General features: G+C 71.2%; 13 protein-coding genes. 3 read left to right on the forward strand and 10 right to left on the reverse strand.

Translation table 11 applies throughout. The features are described 5' to 3' along the window. Positions 1 to 2475: nitrate- and nitrite sensing domain-containing protein (locus UWG_RS0125025; RefSeq protein WP_016909935.1), on the reverse strand; the 2475-nt coding region annotated here is incomplete at its 3' end. Between the two features lie 551 nt (positions 2476 to 3026). Between UWG_RS0125025 and UWG_RS0125030 the strand changes: the two genes are divergently transcribed. Continuing rightward, positions 3027 to 3215 carry a hypothetical protein gene (locus tag UWG_RS0125030; RefSeq protein ID WP_016909936.1) on the forward strand — a complete coding sequence of 63 codons (189 nt, stop codon included), beginning with the start codon at positions 3027 to 3029 and terminating at the stop codon, positions 3213 to 3215. Positions 3216 to 3344: 129 nt separating this feature from the next. Here UWG_RS0125030 and UWG_RS0125035 read toward each other — a convergent pair whose 3' ends face one another. Further along, a complete protein-coding gene (locus UWG_RS0125035; protein ID WP_029391754.1) occupies positions 3345 to 3569 on the reverse strand; it encodes an acyl-CoA carboxylase subunit epsilon in 225 nt (74 codons plus the stop codon). A 77-nt stretch (positions 3570 to 3646) separates the two neighbouring features. Beyond that, positions 3647 to 5260, reverse strand: coding sequence for an acyl-CoA carboxylase subunit beta (locus UWG_RS0125040; RefSeq protein WP_016909938.1), 1614 nt, complete (start codon positions 5258 to 5260; stop codon positions 3647 to 3649). A 343-nt stretch (positions 5261 to 5603) separates the two neighbouring features. On the opposite strand from UWG_RS0125040, the gene UWG_RS0125045 reads away from it, so the two are divergent. Further along, a complete protein-coding gene (locus UWG_RS0125045) occupies positions 5604 to 6146 on the forward strand; it encodes a DinB family protein (RefSeq protein ID WP_016909939.1) in 543 nt (180 codons plus the stop codon). Between the two features lie 62 nt (positions 6147 to 6208). On the opposite strand, the gene cimA is transcribed toward UWG_RS0125045, so the two are convergent. The 6 genes from cimA to UWG_RS0125075 form a co-directional block, all read right to left on the reverse strand. Then, entirely contained in the window at positions 6209 to 7879 is a 1671-nt protein-coding gene (gene cimA, locus UWG_RS0125050) for a citramalate synthase (protein ID WP_016909940.1), read from the reverse strand. Positions 7880 to 8310: 431 nt separating this feature from the next. Continuing rightward, complete coding sequence (locus tag UWG_RS0125055; RefSeq protein ID WP_016909941.1) at positions 8311 to 9411, reverse strand: branched-chain amino acid aminotransferase; 1101 nt, start codon at positions 9409 to 9411, stop codon at positions 8311 to 8313. Between the two features lie 237 nt (positions 9412 to 9648). Next, the gene (locus tag UWG_RS0125060) at positions 9649 to 10689 is read right to left on the reverse strand and encodes a 3-isopropylmalate dehydrogenase (RefSeq protein WP_016909942.1); all 1041 of its coding nucleotides are present in this window, start codon (positions 10687 to 10689) and stop codon (positions 9649 to 9651) included. A gap of 113 nt (positions 10690 to 10802) precedes the next feature. After that, positions 10803 to 10943: a hypothetical protein gene (locus UWG_RS33430; protein ID WP_016909943.1), complete on the reverse strand. Its 141-nt coding sequence runs from the start codon at positions 10941 to 10943 to the stop codon at positions 10803 to 10805. Between the two features lie 393 nt (positions 10944 to 11336). Further along, positions 11337 to 12968, reverse strand: a complete 1632-nt coding sequence (gene pruA / locus UWG_RS0125070; RefSeq protein ID WP_016909944.1) for an L-glutamate gamma-semialdehyde dehydrogenase — start codon at positions 12966 to 12968, stop codon at positions 11337 to 11339. Positions 12969 to 13037: 69 nt separating this feature from the next. Further along, a complete protein-coding gene (locus UWG_RS0125075) occupies positions 13038 to 13967 on the reverse strand; it encodes a proline dehydrogenase family protein (RefSeq protein ID WP_029391756.1) in 930 nt (309 codons plus the stop codon). A gap of 219 nt (positions 13968 to 14186) precedes the next feature. Between UWG_RS0125075 and UWG_RS0125080 the strand changes: the two genes are divergently transcribed. Next, positions 14187 to 15329, forward strand: coding sequence for a PucR family transcriptional regulator (locus UWG_RS0125080; RefSeq protein ID WP_016909946.1), 1143 nt, complete (start codon positions 14187 to 14189; stop codon positions 15327 to 15329). Positions 15330 to 15757: 428 nt separating this feature from the next. On the opposite strand, the gene UWG_RS30975 is transcribed toward UWG_RS0125080, so the two are convergent. Next, the coding region (locus UWG_RS30975; protein ID WP_016909947.1) for a CocE/NonD family hydrolase at positions 15758 to 16905 on the reverse strand (1148 nt) is incomplete at its 5' end.

Consider the following 16905-nt stretch of genomic DNA (forward strand, 5'->3'; position numbering starts at 1 on the left):
CCCTTGACGCCCGGACGACGGCCCGCCTCCGGTGAGCTCGGCCGGGTTGCCCCGGCTCGGCAGCGGCGGCGACGTACGGCCGCCGGGGCCGGACGGCGACTGGGGGGCCGGCGGACCCTGCCCGAGGCCGCTGCGGCCCACCGGCGGTGCGCCGAAGAGGTTGCCGGCGCCCGACTCCTCGCCACCGCTGCCCGGCAGCGCGGGACGCTGCCCGCCGCCCGCGACCTGCCCGCGCGACGGACCGCCGCCGAGCTTTCCGGCACCGGGACCGCCCTGCGGTTCACGCCCAAGGGCCGCGGCGAGACCGCTGCCCTTGGGCGGACGCCCGCCACCGGGACCGCCGGGGCCCACGCCCGGCTTGCCCTTGCTCGCGCCGCCCTGCGCAACTTCGACGGGCAGCATCACGAGCGCCGTGGTGCCGCCGGAGTCCGAGGGGCGGAGCTGTATGCGGATGCCGTGCCGGAGGGAAAGGCGGCCGACGACGAAGAGGCCCATACGGCGGGAGACGGAGACGTCGACCGTCGGCGGGTTGGCAAGCCGCTCGTTGATCGACGAGAGGTCCTCGGGCGAGAGACCGATACCGGTGTCGTGGATCTCCACCAGGACGCGTCCGTCGGGGAGCGCGTGGCCCGTGACCTTCACCTTGGTCTGCGGCGAGGAGAACGAGGTGGCGTTCTCCAGCAGCTCGGCGAGGAGATGGACGAGGTCGTTGACGACGCGTCCGGTGACTTCGGTCGCCGGGACGGAGCTCAACTCGATGCGCTCGTACTGCTCCACCTCGGAGGCCGCCGCACGCAGGACGTCGACGAGCGGGACCGGACGCGTCCAGCGACGGCCCGGCTCCTCGCCGGCGAGCACGAGGAGGTTCTCGCCGTTGCGCCGCATGCGGGTGGCGAGGTGGTCGAGCTTGAAGAGGGAGGAGAGCTGGTCCGGGTCGGCCTCGCGGGACTCCAACTCGGAGATGAGCGAGAGCTGGCGCTGGATCAGGCCCTGGCTCCGCCGCGAGAGGTTGGTGAACATCGCGTTGACGTTCCCCCGCAGCAGCGCCTGTTCGCCTGCGAGGCGGACGGCCTCGCGGTGGACGTCGTCGAACGCGGCCGCGACCCGGCCGATCTCGTCCCTGGTGTGCACACCGACGGACTCGACGGAGGTGTCGACGTCCTGCGGCTCGGCCTCCGACATCTGGCGGACGAGCTGCGGCAGTCGCTCGCGCGCGACGTCCTGGGCGGTGTCCTGGAGGCGGCGCAGCGAGCGCACCATGGAGCGCGCCACGACGAAGGCGCCCACGAGCGAGATGCCGAGCACCAGAAGGATGATGGCGCCGTTGAGGAACGCGGACCCCTGTGCGTCGGAACGGAGTTCGCGCGCCTGCTGCTCCATCTGCGAGAGGAGGCTCGCCTCGATCTTCGCCATCTCGTCGATCTTGGAGCGGTCCTGATCGAACCAGTCCGGGTAGGAGCGGTACTGCTCCTTGATGGCTCCGCTGTTCTGCAGCACGCGGTCGCGGTACTTGTCCGCGGTGGTGATGTTGACGTTGCCGCCGTTGAGCGGCTTGGTGAGGTCCGACGCCTTGTCGTCACCGTAGATCTGGCTGAAGCTGGTGAGTTGGGCCTTCTCGCTGTCGGCCGCCGTGCGGGCGTAGAGGCGGTCGCTCTCCGAGAGCCGCGGGCCACCGTTGCGCGCGAGGCCCGCCGAGATGACGGCGCGCTGGATGGACGCGTACTCCTTGGCGCTGGAGAAGGCCGCGAGCGCGCGCGTGGACTGGATCATCTCCGGGTTGCTCGTCGCCTGGGCCATGTCCTGGGAGAGCGAGAGGAGCGACTCGATCAGCTGGTTGTAGCTGTTGACCGTCTGCGAGACGTAGGCGTCGTTGTCGTACGCGCGGTCGCGGATGTCGCTGATGTCGGTCAACTGGCGGGTGATGTCCAGGACGGTGGACTGGACACCCGCCATCACCTTGTCGCTGCCGTCGATGTCGCCCGTGGCTTCCTTGAACGACTGGAAGGCGCGGTCGGTCTCCTCGCGGGGTGCGACCACCCAGTCGTCCTTGGCGTTGCCCGTGCCGACGAGAGGGCCGGCCGAGCGGTCCCGCTCCTCCTGGAGCGCGGCCGCCAACGCCGTTGCCTGCTCCGTCATTTCGGTCAGGCGCTTCATGTTGTCGAGCTGGTCGACGTTGTCGAGGGAGTCGCCGATGCGCAGGGCGCCGAGGGTGGTCGCGGCCACGACAGGGAGGGCGAGCAGGGAGACGAGGCGGGTGCTGATGCGCCAGTTGCGCATGGCGATTCTGGAGCCGGGGCCGCTCGGGGCCTTGCCCGTTCCCTCGCCCTTACCGCGGTCCTTGTCTCTGGAGCCGTCTACGTCGTGGACGGCGGCAGCGGGACCGCTCTGCTGGGCACGCTGGGCAGCGGCGTCGGACGAACCGCCCGGCTCCGCTTTGCCCTCGGCGTTGCCATCCCTCTTGAAACGTCCCTGCACTAGCGTCGCAACCTCTGGACCAGGCGTCCTGCCGCGTGGACGGCGGGACGGTATCGAGTCACGGGGGGACATCCCCCCTTGGCGGTCGTGAATGACCGGCGCGCCCCACCCGACCGCCGCGCGGCGCTGGTTGAGCGCCTGTGCGCGCCGGCTGTCGTCCTGCGGCGGTCCGTGGAATTCCAGCACAGTGCCGGATCTCCAACAAGGGCTGTGGAAAACCCGCGGAGCCGCATGACGCTTCGCGCACACCGGGTCACTACATGTGCCGAGCGGCGCTCGAAATACCGGATTTTTCCCTACGAGGCGAACAGCGGAGCGCCCTGCCCCACTCAGGCGGCCTGCACGCACAAGTTCACGATGACGAGCATTGTCCGCTATGCCACGTGCTCGAAATGCCTTGCGTGCGGCCTTTGTTCATCACTCGGTGAGCAAACTCACAGGATGATCGTGGCCTATCTCACGCACCACTTGGGAATGGCGGGCCTACTCTCGGCGTTCACAGCGAGTAGCAGATCCACAAGCGCCGAGCAGTCAGTGAGGTAAGGGCAGACGTGAAGTCCACCATCAGCCACAGGAGCATAGCCAACCCCCGCCGCACCACCCTCGCTCACCTCGAGGACGCCGACGATCTCACCACGCAGGCGGTCCAGGAGTCCGAGCAGAACGGCGAGGAGGCTCCCCTCCCGAGTGCAACCGCGAACCCCCGGCGCACGACCCTGGTGGACTCCCCCGCGGACTGAACGCCCGTGCGGAGCCGCTCGGTCGAGTGAAGCGCCCGCGGAATCTCCGCGCACCGGCACGCAGAAGGGGCGGGGTGCCCGACCATCGAGGCCGGGCACGCCGCCCCTTTTCCGTCGCCCGGGGCGTCGTCAGCCCTGCCAGCTGTGCGGCGCGCGGAAGCCGTGCTGCCGGTCGAGGCGCCGCCAGCCCGCCTTGCTGGCGCGGTGCGGACGCGTGGTGGCGGTCGCTCGGTGCGCGCTCGTGGCGCGGGCCATCAACAGAGCGGTGACGGCGGCGAGTTCCTCCTCGCTGGCGTTGCCCTTCTCCACCCGGATCGGGTGGCTGCCTGCGGTAAGCGAACTGTCGGAGTCCACGGTGTCCTCTCTTCTTCCCGTGCGTGAGTTCTCGGTCTTCTCGGCGGAGCCGGGCTCCCGCAGGAGCGCACCGCGCCTCACTGGGGCGGGTTGCCGTGCTTCCGCGCCGGCAGGTCGGCGTGCTTGCTGCGGAGCATCGCGAGGGACGCGACGAGCACCTCTCTCGTCTCCGCCGGGTCGATGACGTCGTCGACGAGGCCGCGTTCGGCCGCGTAATAGGGGTGCATGAGCTCGGACTTGTACTCCTTGACCATCCGCTGCCGCATCGCTTCGGGATCGTCCGCGCCCGCGATCTGCTTGCGGAAGATCACGTTCGCCGCGCCCTCCGCGCCCATCACCGCGATCTCGTTGGTCGGCCAGGCGTACGTCAGGTCGGCTCCGATGGTCTGCGAGTCCATCACGATGTAGGCGCCCCCGTAAGCCTTGCGCAGCACCACGGAGATCCGGGGGACCGTCGCGTTGCAGTAGGCGTAGAGCAGCTTGGCGCCGTGGCGGATGATGCCGCCGTGCTCCTGGTCGACGCCCGGGAGGAAGCCGGGGACGTCGAGGAAGGTGAGGATCGGGATGTTGAAGGCGTCGCACATCTGGACGAAGCGGGCGGCCTTCTCCGACGCCTCGATGTCCAACACGCCGGCGAGCGACTGCGGTTGGTTGGCGACGATGCCGACGACCTCGCCGTCCATCCGCGCCAGGCAGACGATGATGTTCCGCGCCCAGCGCTCGTGCACCTCGAGGAACTCTCCCTCGTCGACGAGCTCCTCGATCACCTTGCGCATGTCGTAGGGGCGGTTGCCGTCGGCGGGGACCAGGTCGTAGAGACCCTCGCCGCGGCGGTCGGCCGGGTCGGTCGGCTCCTCGGACGGAGGGTTCTCGCGGTTGTTCTGCGGGAGCAGCGAGAGGAGGTAGCGCACCTCCTCCAGGCAGGTCTCCTCGTCGTCGTAGGCGAAGTGGCACACGCCCGACGTCTCCGCGTGCACGTCGGCGCCGCCGAGCGCGTTCTGCGTGACCTCCGCACCCGTCACCGCCTGGACCACGTCAGGGCCCGTGATGAACATCTGCGAGGTGTCGCGGACCATGAAGACGAAGTCGGTGAGCGCGGGGCTGTAGGCGGCGCCGCCGGCACACGGGCCGAGCATCACCGAGATCTGCGGGATCACGCCCGACGCCTTGGTGTTGCGCTGGAAGATGCCGCCGTACCCGGCGAGCGCGGAGACGCCCTCCTGGATACGCGCGCCCGCGCCGTCGTTGAGCGAGACGAGCGGCGCTCCCGCGGCGATGGCCTTGTCCATGATCTTGTGGATCTTCGCGGCGTGCGCCTCGCCCAACGCTCCGCCGAAGATGCGGAAGTCGTGCGCGTAGACGAAGACCGTCCGCCCGTGCACGGTTCCCCACCCGGTGATCACGCCGTCGGTGTGCGGCTTCTTCTCCTCCAGGCCGAACCCGGTGGCGCGGTGCCGGCGCAGGGTCTCCACCTCGTGGAAGCTGCCCTCGTCGAGCAGCAGCTCGATGCGCTCGCGCGCGGTCAGTTTCCCCTTGGCGTGCTGCGTCTCGGTGGCCCGCTCGCTCGGGCCCCGGTACGCCTTCTCACGGGTCGCGTGCAGTTCGGCCACGCGCCCGCGGGTGTCCTGCGGTTCGGGGGCCCCCGGCGTGGTCTCCGCCGCCTGTGGTGACAGCTCGGGCAGATCGGTCATGTATAGACCCTACGAAACGCAGGCCCGCCAGAGCGTCGTCGGATTCGTACAGTCTCGGCGGCGGTTTCATGGCTCCGCTGGACAGAACCGGCCAACAACGGGTTACGACGACGTCCCGATGCAGGTCCGCGGCACACCTCGTGCATGCGTCCCTGTGGAGACCCCACAGCAAAAGAGGACGCGCGCTGTACTCGCGCGAGCGGCGGACGACCGGCGCTCCGCTCCGGCGCGGGCTTTGCTCCGTCCCGCGCCCCTCCACTATCGCCTTCTCGTCGCCCGGGCGATGTCAGTGGTCGCTGCGATGCTTCTCCGACGACGCCACCAAGAGGCAAAGGAGCCCGAGTTGAGCGCCTCGACACCGCAGCACTTCGCCCCCGCCCTCGCCGACGACGCACGCACACCACCCCCCGCGGCGGCCGGCGAGCGCGAGACCCTCGTCGCCTTCCTCGACTGGCACCGCGCCACCTTCGAGGCGAAGTGCAGCGGCCTCGCGCCCGAACGCCTCTCCGAGCGCGCCGTTCCGCCCTCCCAGCTCTCCCTCCACGGGCTCGTCCGACACCTGGCGGGCGTCGAACGCTGGTGGTTCCGGGTGCAGTTCGCCGACGAGGACGTCCCGCTCCTCTACTACACCGACGACGACCCCGACCACGAATTCCACGCCCTCGAAGGCGACCCGCAGCAGGCGCTGGACACCTGGCGCGCCGAGTGCTCCCGCTCGCGGGAGATCGTCGCCGCGGCGTCGCTGGAGGAGACCGGCATCCGCCGGCGCACCGGCGATCCCGTGTCCCTGCGTCGCATCCTCGTCCACATGATCGCCGAGTACGCCCGCCACACGGGCCACGCCGACCTGCTCCGCGAGCGGCTCGACGGGGCCACGGGATGGTGACCGCGGCCCGGCCCCCGACTGCCGGGCTGATGCGCGGGCTTGGGGACCGGGCCGGGCGGCGGTCAGTCGAGCGGCTCCTCGCCCGCGCGCAGGAGGCCGTAGGTGCAGCCCTCGGAGAGCGCCTGCCAGGAGGCGGCGATGACGTTGTCGGCGACGCCCACCGTCGACCACTCCCCCGCGCCGTCGCTCATCGAGATCAGCACCCGGGTGGTGGACGCCGCGCCCTTTGCCCCTTCGAGGATGCGGACCTTGTAGTCGACCAGATCCAGCCGCGCCAGCGCCGGGTAGATCCGCTCGAGGCCGACGCGGAGCGCCTGGTCGAGCGCGTGGACCGGGCCGTTCCCCTCGCCGGTGGCGACCTGGCGCTCGCCCTTGGCCCTGAGCTTCACCGTCGCCTCGTTCACCTGGGCTCCGTCGGGGCGCTGTTCGACGATGGTGCGCCAGGACTCGAGCTGGAAGTACCGCTCGGCCACGGGCCCGCTCCCTGCGGCCCTCTCCACCTCCGTGCGCAGGAGGAGTTCGAAGGAGGCGTCGGCCGCCTCGTAGCTGTAGCCCTTGAGCTCCTGCTCCTTGACGCGCTCGACGATCCGCCCGACGAGGTCGCGGTCCCCGCCGAGGTCGTAGCCGAGCTCCTTGCCCTTGAGCTCGACGGACGCCCTCCCGGCCATGTCGGAGACGAGCATCCGCATGCTGTTCCCGACGAGTTCCGGGTCGATGTGCTGGTAGAGGTCCGGGTCGATCTTGATGGCGGAGGCGTGGAGCCCGCCCTTGTGCGCGAAGGCCGAACTCCCCACGTACGGCTGGTGGGTAGCCGGAGTCAGGTTGACGACCTCCGCGATGGCGTGCGAGATCCGTGCGGTCTCCGCGAGAGCGCCCCCCGGGAGGACCCGCCGGTCGTACTTGAGTTCCAGCGTGGGGACGACCTGGAAGAGGTTGGCGTTGCCGACGCGCTCGCCGTACCCGTTGGCCGTGCACTGCACGTGGGTCGCCCCGCCGTCGACTGCGGCGAGCGTATTGGCGACGGCGCACCCGATGTCGTCCTGCGCATGGATGCCGAGCCGCGCCCCGGTGTCCGCGGCGACCGTGCGCACCGTCGCCTGGACCTGCGCGGGAACGGTCCCGCCATTCGTGTCGCAGAGCACGACGACCTCGGCGCCGGCCTCGCTCGCCGTGGTGACGACCTGCTCCGCGTAGCCCGGGTTCACCTGGTGGCCGTCGAAGAAGTGCTCGCAGTCGACGAAGACCCGGCGCCCCTTCTCCCGCAGATGGGCGACGGTTTCGCCGACCATCCGCAGGTTCTCCTCCAGCGTGGTGCGCAGGGCGAGTTCGACGTGGCGGTCGTGCGCCTTGGCGACGATCGTCACCACCGGAGCGCCCGAGTCGACGAGCGCCTTCACCTGCGGGTCGATCGAGGCGGGCACACCCGCGCGGCACGTCGAGCCGAAGGCGACGAGCGTGGCATGGCGGAAGTCGATCTCGCGCCCTGCGCGCTCGAAGAACTCCGTGTCCCGCGGGTTGGCCCCCGGCCAGCCGCCCTCGATGTAGCCGATGCCGTAGTCGTCCAGGAGGCGGGCGACGGCGAGCTTGTCCGCGACGGTGAGGTTGATCCCCTCGCGCTGCGCTCCGTCGCGCAGCGTGGTGTCGAAGACGTGGAAGGCGGGGTCTGCGGCGGCTGCGTCCTCGCCGAGGCGAGGACGCCGATGCTCCGCCGGCTGAGCGGCATCCGTGGTCATGTGCTTCTCGACTCCTGTACCGAAGTGAAGGGTCCGGAATGGTGATCCACTTGTCGCCGGCCCGCGCTCCGATCGGCTCCGCCGGGTGGTGCGGATACGAAAAAACCTCTCGCGGGTGCGAGAGGTCTGCGCGCGGGTCTGGGACACGGTTTCCGTCGCCGCACAGATGGTGCGGCAGGCGGTCACTGCGGACCGGCGCGCCAGCCGATAATCATGGCGTACATGGGCACACTGCGATTTTTGCACGCTCTTCGGCGCTCATCGACAGCGTCTCACGATCCGGTCGCCCCGACGAGCGGCTGGTCCCCGCGACCGACGACTCCGCGGCGCCCTCCGGAAAGCGGAAGCGGGCGGGCCCGTGCACCGGTCCCGCCCGCCGAGACGCCCCGGGCAGCGTGAGCCATCTCACCGCGCCGCGGGCGGCCCCGCTCTCAACCGAGCTTGCGCATCCAGCCGTGGACGTCGTCGCGCCGGCCGCTCTGAATGCCGAGGAGCGCCTCGCGAAGCTGCATGGAAACGGGACCCGCCGTGCCGTCGCCGACCTTCCACGCGTGATCGCGCGACTTCACCTCGCCGACGGGCGTGATCACGGCGGCGGTGCCGCAGGCGAAGACCTCGCTGATCGAGCCGTCCGCGTTGCCGAGCCGCCACTCCTCGGTCGAGATGCGCCGCTCCTCCGTCGCGTAGCCGAGGTCCTCGGCGATCTGGAGCAGGGACCGCCGCGTGATGCCGGGCAGGAGGGTGCCGGTGAGCTCGGGGGTGACGACCTTGGCATCCGCACCGGAGCCGAAGACGAAGGCGAGGTTCATGCCGCCCATCTCCTCGACCCAGCGGCGCTCCACCGCGTCGAGCCAGACGACCTGGTCGCAGCCCTCCTGCGCCGCCTCCGCCTGGGCGACGAGCGAAGCAGCGTAGTTCCCCGCGCACTTGGCCTCCCCCGTGCCGCCCGGCGCGGCGCGCACGTAGTCCTCGGAGAGCCAGACCGAGACGGGCTCCACACCACCGGGGAAGTACGCGCCGGAGGGCGAGGCGATCACCATGAAGAGGTACTCGCGCGCCGGCGCGACACCGAGCCCGACCTCGCTGGCGAACATGAAGGGCCGCAGGTAGAGCGACTCCTCACCGACGCCGGGCACCCACCCCTTGTCCTGCTCGACGAGGATCTCGCACGCCTCGATGAAGGTCTCGACGGGGAGTTCGGGCATCGCCAGCCTGCGGGCGCTCAGTTGGAACCGCTCGGCGTTGGCGTCGGGCCTGAAGACGGCGACCGAGTCGTCGGGCCTGCGGTAGGCCTTGAGCCCCTCGAAGATCGACTGGGCGTAGTGGAGCGTCTTGTTCGCCGGGTCGAGGGAGAGCGAGGCGTACGGCTCCAACCGTGCGTCGTGCCAGCCGCGGCCCTCGGTCCACTTGATCGTCACCATGTGGTCGGTGAAGTACCGGCCGAAGCCTGGTTCCGCGAGTGCAGCCTCCCGCTCAGCCGCGGGCAGCGGCTGGGCCGAGGGCTTGAGTTCGAAGTCGATTCGGGGCGTCATCTGCGCGTCCTCCGCTGGGTGTCGTGTGGACCGCGCTCCCTTACTGCCCCCGGACTCCGGGCCACAGGCCCTCGCTGCTCCGGCACTGCCTGTCGGCGGCCCACGTTCGATTATCGCGCGTGCGGACCGAAATGGGGACGGGGGGATGGCGGTCGATGTGTGGGAAGGTGCACCCGGCCGAGCACAGCGCAGCGGCCGGGCGCCCGGCCCGGCCGCTGGTGGCGGTTGAGTCCGGGCCTAGCCCGCTACTCGTGCCGCGAGCGCGTCACCGATCTCGTCCGTGGTGCGGACGGTCTCCGCGCGCTCGGCGAGATCGGCGGTGACCGCCTCGTCGATGCGGGCGGCCTCGGTCTCGTAGCCGAGGTGGCGCAGGAGCAGCGCGACGGAGAGGACCGTCGCCGTGGGGTCGGCCTTGCCGCTGCCGGCGATGTCGGGCGCCGAGCCGTGGACCGGCTCGAACATCGAGGGGTAGGCGCGGGACGGGTTGATGTTGCCCGAGGCCGCGAGGCCGATACCGCCCGAGACGGCGGCGGCGAGGTCGGTGAGGATGTCGCCGAAGAGGTTGTCGGTGACGATCACGTCGAAGCGCTCGGGGTCCGTCGTGAGGAAGATCGTGGCCGCGTCGACGTGGAGGTAGTCGGTGGTCACCTCGGGGAACTCGGCTCCGACGCTGTCGAAGATCCGCTTCCACAGGTGACCGGCGTGCACGAGCACGTTGTTCTTGTGGACGAGCGTCAGCTTCTTGCGAGGACGCGCATCGGCGCGCGCGTACGCGTCCCGCACCACGCGCTCGACACCGTAGGCGGTGTTGACGCTGACCTCGTTGGCGATCTCGGCGGGCGTTCCCGTCCGGATGGCACCGCCGTTCCCGACGTACGGGCCCTCCGTCCCCTCGCGGACGACGAGGAAGTCGATCTCCGGCCGGCCCGCCAGCGGCGAGGCCGTGTTGGGGAAGAGCTTCGAGGGACGGAGGTTGACGTAGTGGTCGAAGGCGAAACGCAGCTTCAGCAGCAGCCCGCGCTCCAGGACGCCCGAGGGGACGCTCGGGTCGCCGATGGCGCCGAGGAGCAGCGCGTCGTGCCGGGCGAGCCGCTCCAACTCGGCGTCGGTGAGCGTCTCGCCGGTGGCGTGCCAGCGGCGGGCGCCGAGGTCGTACTCCTCGGTCTCCAGCTTCACGTCCGACGGCAGGGCGGCGGTGAGGACCTTGATGCCCTGGGAGACGACCTCCGGGCCGATTCCGTCACCGGGGATCACTGCGAGGCTGATACTGCGCGACATGGCCGGGACCCTACTCCTCGTCCCATGACATGACACAACCGGCTCGCATTCTGGACACGTCAGCGCAACGCCCGGAAGCGGAAGCGGAGTTCGGCCGTCGGCCCTCGCCCGGCTCAGTGGCCGGCCGAGCCTCCGTTGTCCCTGCGGTCGAGTGCGCGCTGCAAGGCGGCCGCGGCGTTGCGGCGGACGGCCTCGCGCTCCTTCGCCGCCGCGCGTACACGGCGGGCCCTCGGCGTGGTGGTGGCAGTCTCCATGGCTCACAACTCCTTCTGCTGACGAGTCGGGAAGAGGCGCTCCGGGGTGCCGTCCTCCACGCCGTCACGGCGGCGTCCCGTCGCGTGGCACGCGGCAGAGCACAGGGGAGGGCGGAAAGGCCGGAAGCCGCGGGGGCGTCGGGCGTCGCGGGGATCACCCGCCGACGCCGAGCCGCGTCCGAGGAAGCTCGATGGAGCAGATCGTTCGGCTTCTACAAATGTAGGAGCCCGCAGCCGTTCTGTCTCGCCAATTACTTGGGCTTCCTACTATCTGAGACGGCGCACCTCCCCGTCTCCCGGCCGCCCCGAGCGGCGCCCGGAACACGAGGACGGGCCCGGCCCCGCTCCGAGGGGGAGCAGGGCCGGGCCCGTCGTGCCGGGTTCGCGGCGGCGTCAGTCCATGTGCGGGTAGCGGTAGTCGGTCGGCGCGACCCGCGTCTCCTTGATCGCCCGCGGCGAGGACCAGCGCAGCAGGTTGAACTTCGAGCCCGCCTTGTCGTTGGTTCCCGAGGCCCGGGCCCCGCCGAAGGGCTGCTGCCCGACGATCGAGCCGGTCGGGCGGTCGTTGAGGTAGAAGTTGCCCGCCGCGAACCGCAGCTTCTCCGACGCCTCGGCGAGCACCGCCCGGTCCTGCGCGAGGACGGCACCGGTGAGCGCGTACCCGGAGGCCGACTCCATCTGGTCGAGCATCGCGTCCCACTCCGCGTCCTCGTAGACGTGGACGGCGATGATCGGCCCGAAGTACTCCTCGGTGAAGACCTCGTTCGCCGGGTCCGAGCAGACGATCACCGTCGGGCGCACGAAGTAGCCGACGCTGTCGTCACAGGTGCCGCCGGCGATGATCTCGCAGGACGGGTCGGCCGACGCGCGGTCGATCGCCGCCTTGTTCTTGGCGAATGCGCGGTCGTCGATGACGGCGCCGAGGAAGTTCGACAGATCGGTGACGTCGCCCATCGCCAGTCCCTCGACCTCGGCGACGAGCTCCTCCTTGAACCCGCTCTCCCAGACCGAGCGCGGCAGGTAGGCGCGGGAGGCCGCCGAGCACTTCTGGCCCTGGTACTCGAACGCACCTCGCGTGATCGCCGTCTTGAGGATCGCCGGGTCGACCGAGGAGTGCGCGACGATGAAGTCCTTGCCGCCCGTCTCGCCGACGAGCCTCGGGTAGGAGCGGTAGTTGGCGATGTTCTCGCCGACCGACTTCCAAAGGTGCTGGAAAGTGGCCGTCGAGCCGGTGAAGTGGATGCCGGCGAGCTCCGGGTGCGGCAGCGCGACCTCGGAGACCTCCCGGCCGTCGCCTGTGACGAGGTTGATGACGCCCTTCGGCATCCCGGCCTCCTCCAGCAACTCCATGAGCAGCACGGCGGAGTGGGTCTGCGTCGGCGACGGCTTCCAGACGACGACGTTGCCCATGAGCGCGGGCGCCGTCGGCAGGTTGCCGGCGATCGCGGTGAAGTTGAACGGGGTGACGGCGTAGACGAAGCCCTCCAGCGGGCGGTGGTCCATCCGGTTCCACACGCCGTTCGGCTGCACCAGCGGCTGCTCGGTGAGGAGTTCGCGCGCGAAGTGGACGTTGAAGCGCCAGAAGTCGATCAGTTCGCAGGGTGCGTCGATCTCCGCCTGCTGCGCCGTCTTGCCCTGGCCGAGCATCGTGGAAGCGGCGATCTTCTCGCGCCAGGGGCCCGCGAGGAGGTCGGCGGCCTTGAGGATGATCGCGGCGCGGTCGTCGAAGGAGAGAGCGCGCCAAGCGGGCGCCGCCTGGAGTGCGGCGTCGATCGCGTCCTGCGCGTCGGCGCGGGTGGCCGTCGCGTAGGTGCCGATCGCCTTGGCGTGCTGGTGCGGCTGCACGACGTCGACCCGCTCGCCGCCGCCCATCCGCCGCACGCCGTCGATCGTCATCGGCAGCTCGATCGGGTTCTCTGCGAGCTGCTTGAGCTCGCGCTCCAGCCGCGCGCGCTCGGCGCTCCCCGGGGCGTACGTCTGCGGGGGCTCGTTGTACGGGGCCGGGACCTGGGTGACAGCGTCCATGGTTCTCTCCTTCGCCGGTGTGGCGTTCTCTACGCTACGTGGGTGTGCCGCTCGGCGGCGGGGATCGGGTCAGCCCCTGGTGACCAGGGACCGCAGGAAGAAGCCGACGTTGGCGGGGCGTTCCGCGAGACGGCGCATGAAGTAGCCGTACCAGTCGGTGCCGTAGGGGACGTAGACACGCATGCGGCGGCCGTCGGCGACGAGCCTGGACTGCTCCTCGGTGCGGATGCCGTAGAGCATCTGGAACTCGTACTCGTCGCTCTTCCGCCCGTTCCGGACGGCGAGTTCCTCCGCGAGGGCGACCATGCGCGGGTCGTGCGAACCGACCATGGGGTAGCCCTTGCCGGCCATGAGGGTCTTCAGGCAGCGCACGTACGCCCGGTCGACCTCGTGCTTGCTCTGGTACGCGACCGAGGCGGGCTCGTCGTAGGCGCCCTTGACGAGCCGGACGCGGGAGCCCGCCCCGGCGAGGGCGCGGCAGTCGTCCTCGGTGCGGTACAGGTAGGACTGCACCACGACGCCCGTCTGCGGGTACCGCTTACGCAACTCGGCGAGGACGGCGAGCATCGAGTCGATCGTGGTGTGGTCCTCGGCGTCGAGAGTGACGGTGGTGCCCGCCTCGGCCGCCGCCTCGACGACGGCGAGGACGTTCTCGAAGGCGAGGTCCTCGCCCCCGTCGGCGAGGCCGAGGCCGAAGGCGGAGAGCTTCACCGACATCTCCGCGCGGTCGCCGAGGTCCGTGCCGGCAAGCGCCTCGACGAGCCGTAGGTAGGCGTCCCTGTTGCCCAACGCCTCGCTGCGTTCTGTGATGTCCTCGCCGAGGTGGTCGAGGGTCACCCGCTTTCCGGCGTCGGTGAGCGACCTGACCGTCTCCATCGCCGGTGCGAGCGCCTCGCCCGCGACGAAGCGGTCGACGACGGGCCGGGTGACCGGAGCTGCGGCCACGATTCTGCGGATGCTGTCGCTGCGCGCGGCGGCGAGGAGCACGGGACCCAGCACGGGCACCTCCACGGTTGTGCGTCTGTCGGCTCGACGGTGCGGGAGCCACCCAGAACCTAAGGATCGTGCCGGTCGGCAGCCATCGACAGCTGTCACGTATCCGTGGCCCGGATCTCAGACAGATGTATGAGAGCGGGCACGCAGGTGGAGGAGAATGGCAGCAGCGCCCGGCGTTGCGACCGCGGCAGGAAGACGCGGCCGGCGGAGAAGGAGGCGGGGATGCGCGAGGACTACCAGACGCTCATCGACGGGGTCTCGGCCCTGCTCGGTACGCCCGCGCTGCTCGAGGGGCGGGACTTCGGGCTGATCGCCTTCGGCGCGCACCCCGGGGACGGTGCGGAGGCCGCGCTCGATCCCGTGCGGACGCGCTCCATCCTTCAGCGGGGCTCCAGTTCGGCGGTGCGCGCCTGGTTCGAGGGCTTCGGCATCACCCGCGCCGCGGGCCCCGTCCGTATCCCGCCCGACCCGTCGGCCGGCGTCGTGCACGGGCGGATCTGCCTGCCGGCCCGCGAGAGCGGCGTCGTACACGGGTACATCTGGCTCCTCGACGACGGCGTGCTCTCCCTCGACGATCCGCGGCTCGGCGCCGCCATGGGCACGGCTGCACGGATCGGCGAACTCCTCGCGGCACGCACTCGGAGCGAAGCACGGCAGGGCGAGCTGCTGCGGGCCGTGCTCACGGGCGACGAGGGCGCCGCACGCGACGAGGCGGAGACCGAACTGCGGCGCGCACTGGGACCGGTGGCGCAGGGCCACGTCGCGCTCGTCGCCGTGACACCGTGGCCCGCGCCGGGCGCCGGGCGCGCTCCCGCGCAGGTTCCGTACCTCGTCGCCCACACCCCGCTCGACGGGGCGCTCGCCGTGCTCGTACGGCTGCGCACCTCCGACGTGGGCCCGGCGGCGGAGGCGGCGGAGAGGCTGCTGGGATGTGATGGGGCTCCGGGGTCGACGGGCGCCTGCGCGGGCGTGAGCGGAGCGCGCGAGAGCGCGAGGGGGTTGCGCGGCGCGTGGCGTCAGGCGCGTGCTGCGGCGCGTGCCGCGGGTGCGGAGCGGCGGTTCGCGCCGGTGGCGAGGTGGGACGGGATCGGACCGTACCGCCTCCTCACCGAACTCGGTCCCGGGCACGCGGAGGACGCGGCGGTGCTCCCGCTCCTCGGCCACGCGCACCGCGAACTCGCCCGTACGGCCGAGGTGTTCCTCGACCACGCCGGGCAGGCGACGCGCGCCGCTACAGCCCTCGGCGTCCACCGGCAGACCCTCTACTACCGCCTCTCCCGCGTCGAGCGCCTCACCGGACTCGACCTCGACGACGGCGAGGACCGGCTGCTTCTGCACATGGCCCTCAAGACGGGACGGTTGTAAGGGCGTTGTCGTCGGGGAGCGGGACGGCGCCCGATTCCGGTGCGGGCACCGTCCTTCGGACGGCTCGGCGTCGGTGCTCGCGGCGGCCGGCGGGTTCCGGGAGGCAGCCGGGGACCGCTGTCGCGCTGTCCGTGCTCCTCCGGTGAACTTGCTCGGGCATGCGGAGTGTTCAGGCACTGGAGCGCGGTGCCGTGCGACGCGAGTCACCGAACGGGCGCTGCGGGGTCCACCAACTGGAGCGGTTGCGACCGCACTTGGCTTCCGCCCCCTCGACGAGGCGCCTCCACGACCGTGCACGGCCGCGACGGCATGCCGCCCGCGCCTTTGCGCGAGCGGACGGGTGCCCCGCATGCCTGGTCCGCTGCCGAGTCCCCGACGTCCGAAAGCGTCCCGCCCATCCGCGCCGCGGCGACCGCGAGTTGGCCGGGTCACCCCTCGAACGCCGGGCCCTCCCCCCGCTCGGTGCGCTCCGTCACCTCGGCACCCCCACCCAGCGTCAGCGCGGAATCGGCGTGGAGCGTGAGGCGTACCGGCACGAAGTCGGTCGCGTCCACCAGCGACTCGGCGGTTCCGGGGTGGCGGGCGAAGCGCGGATGGGCGCCCCCGCTGATCTGCCACCGTATGCGGTGGCCGACGTCGAAGCGATGGGCCGTCGAACTCATCGGCACGGTGAGGCGCGACGGTTGCTGCCCGTCGGTCCGCACCCTTGCCAACCCGTCGCAGACGTTGGAGGAGCGCCCCTGCGCGTCCACGTCGCACAGGCGGGCGAAGACGGCGGCATGGCCGGTGTCCGTCGAGACGCTCAACCGTGCGGAGACCTGCCCCAAGACGTCGACGGGCTCGGTGAGCGGAGGCCCCGTGAACGTCAACACGTCCTCCCTGGCCTCCAGTACGCCGTTGTCGCGGGGACCGGCAGCGGGCGAGAGCAGGGGGCCGCCGACGGACGGCGTGGGGTCGTCCGGGTCGTAGCGGAACGACGCCAGAGGCTCGGAGCCCGTGGGTGCGTGCTGGGTGAGATGTCCGTGCGGGGCGGGGAACCAGACTCCGGCGCCCGTGGGCGGAGGCCAGTCGTCGAGGTCCCGCCACGCGTCCTCGCCGCCGACGTGCACACGCACCCTGGTGGGGCGGAGGTCGGAAGGGTCGTCGCACAGGTGGGCACGGAGCCAGGCGAGACTGTCGGCGAACACCTCGGCCCACCCCCGTTGGAGGGCCGAGGTGTGGGTCCAGGGGCCGACGAGCAGGGCGGCGTCGCACCCCGACCGGCGCAGGCGCGCGTACTGTTCCAAGGTCTGGTCGAGCAGCGCGTCGTGCCATCCGGTGACCAGGCCGGTGGGTACGTCGAGCCGCTCGGCCGATGCGGCCAGCGAAGCGCCGTGCCAGTAGGCGTCGTCCGGGTCCGGGTGCGTCATCACGTCGTCGAGCCAGGGCACTTCGCCACCGAGGGCAGGCACGTAAGCCCCCCGCAGCGGCCGCGCCGCGACAACGCCGCTGAGCCGGCGCTGGAGGCGCAGCGTCGCCCTCATGAACCGTGGCACGCCCCTGTGCTGGTAGGTGAGGCCGGCGCCGACGGAGAGGG

Origin of the sequence: Streptomyces xiaopingdaonensis, from assembly GCF_000262345.1 — a bacterium.
In the GTDB taxonomy this organism is placed as follows: Bacteria; Actinomycetota; Actinomycetes; order Streptomycetales; family Streptomycetaceae; genus Streptomyces; species Streptomyces xiaopingdaonensis.

Bases quoted from the DNA above. Each gene is read 5' to 3' on its own strand.
- cimA (WP_016909940.1), bottom strand. From the start codon at position 7,879: ATGACCACGGATGCCGCTCAGCCGGCGGAGCATCGGCGTCCTCGCCTC.
- UWG_RS0125040 (WP_016909938.1), bottom strand. From the start codon at position 5,260: ATGACCGATCTGCCCGAGCTGTCACCACAGGCGGCGGAGACCACGCCG.
- UWG_RS33430 (WP_016909943.1), bottom strand. From the start codon at position 10,943: ATGGAGACTGCCACCACCACGCCGAGGGCCCGCCGTGTACGCGCGGCG.
- UWG_RS0125080 (WP_016909946.1), top strand. From the start codon at position 14,187: ATGCGCGAGGACTACCAGACGCTCATCGACGGGGTCTCGGCCCTGCTC.
- UWG_RS0125060 (WP_016909942.1), bottom strand. From the start codon at position 10,689: ATGTCGCGCAGTATCAGCCTCGCAGTGATCCCCGGTGACGGAATCGGC.
- UWG_RS0125055 (WP_016909941.1), bottom strand. From the start codon at position 9,411: ATGACGCCCCGAATCGACTTCGAACTCAAGCCCTCGGCCCAGCCGCTG.
- pruA (WP_016909944.1), bottom strand. From the start codon at position 12,968: ATGGACGCTGTCACCCAGGTCCCGGCCCCGTACAACGAGCCCCCGCAG.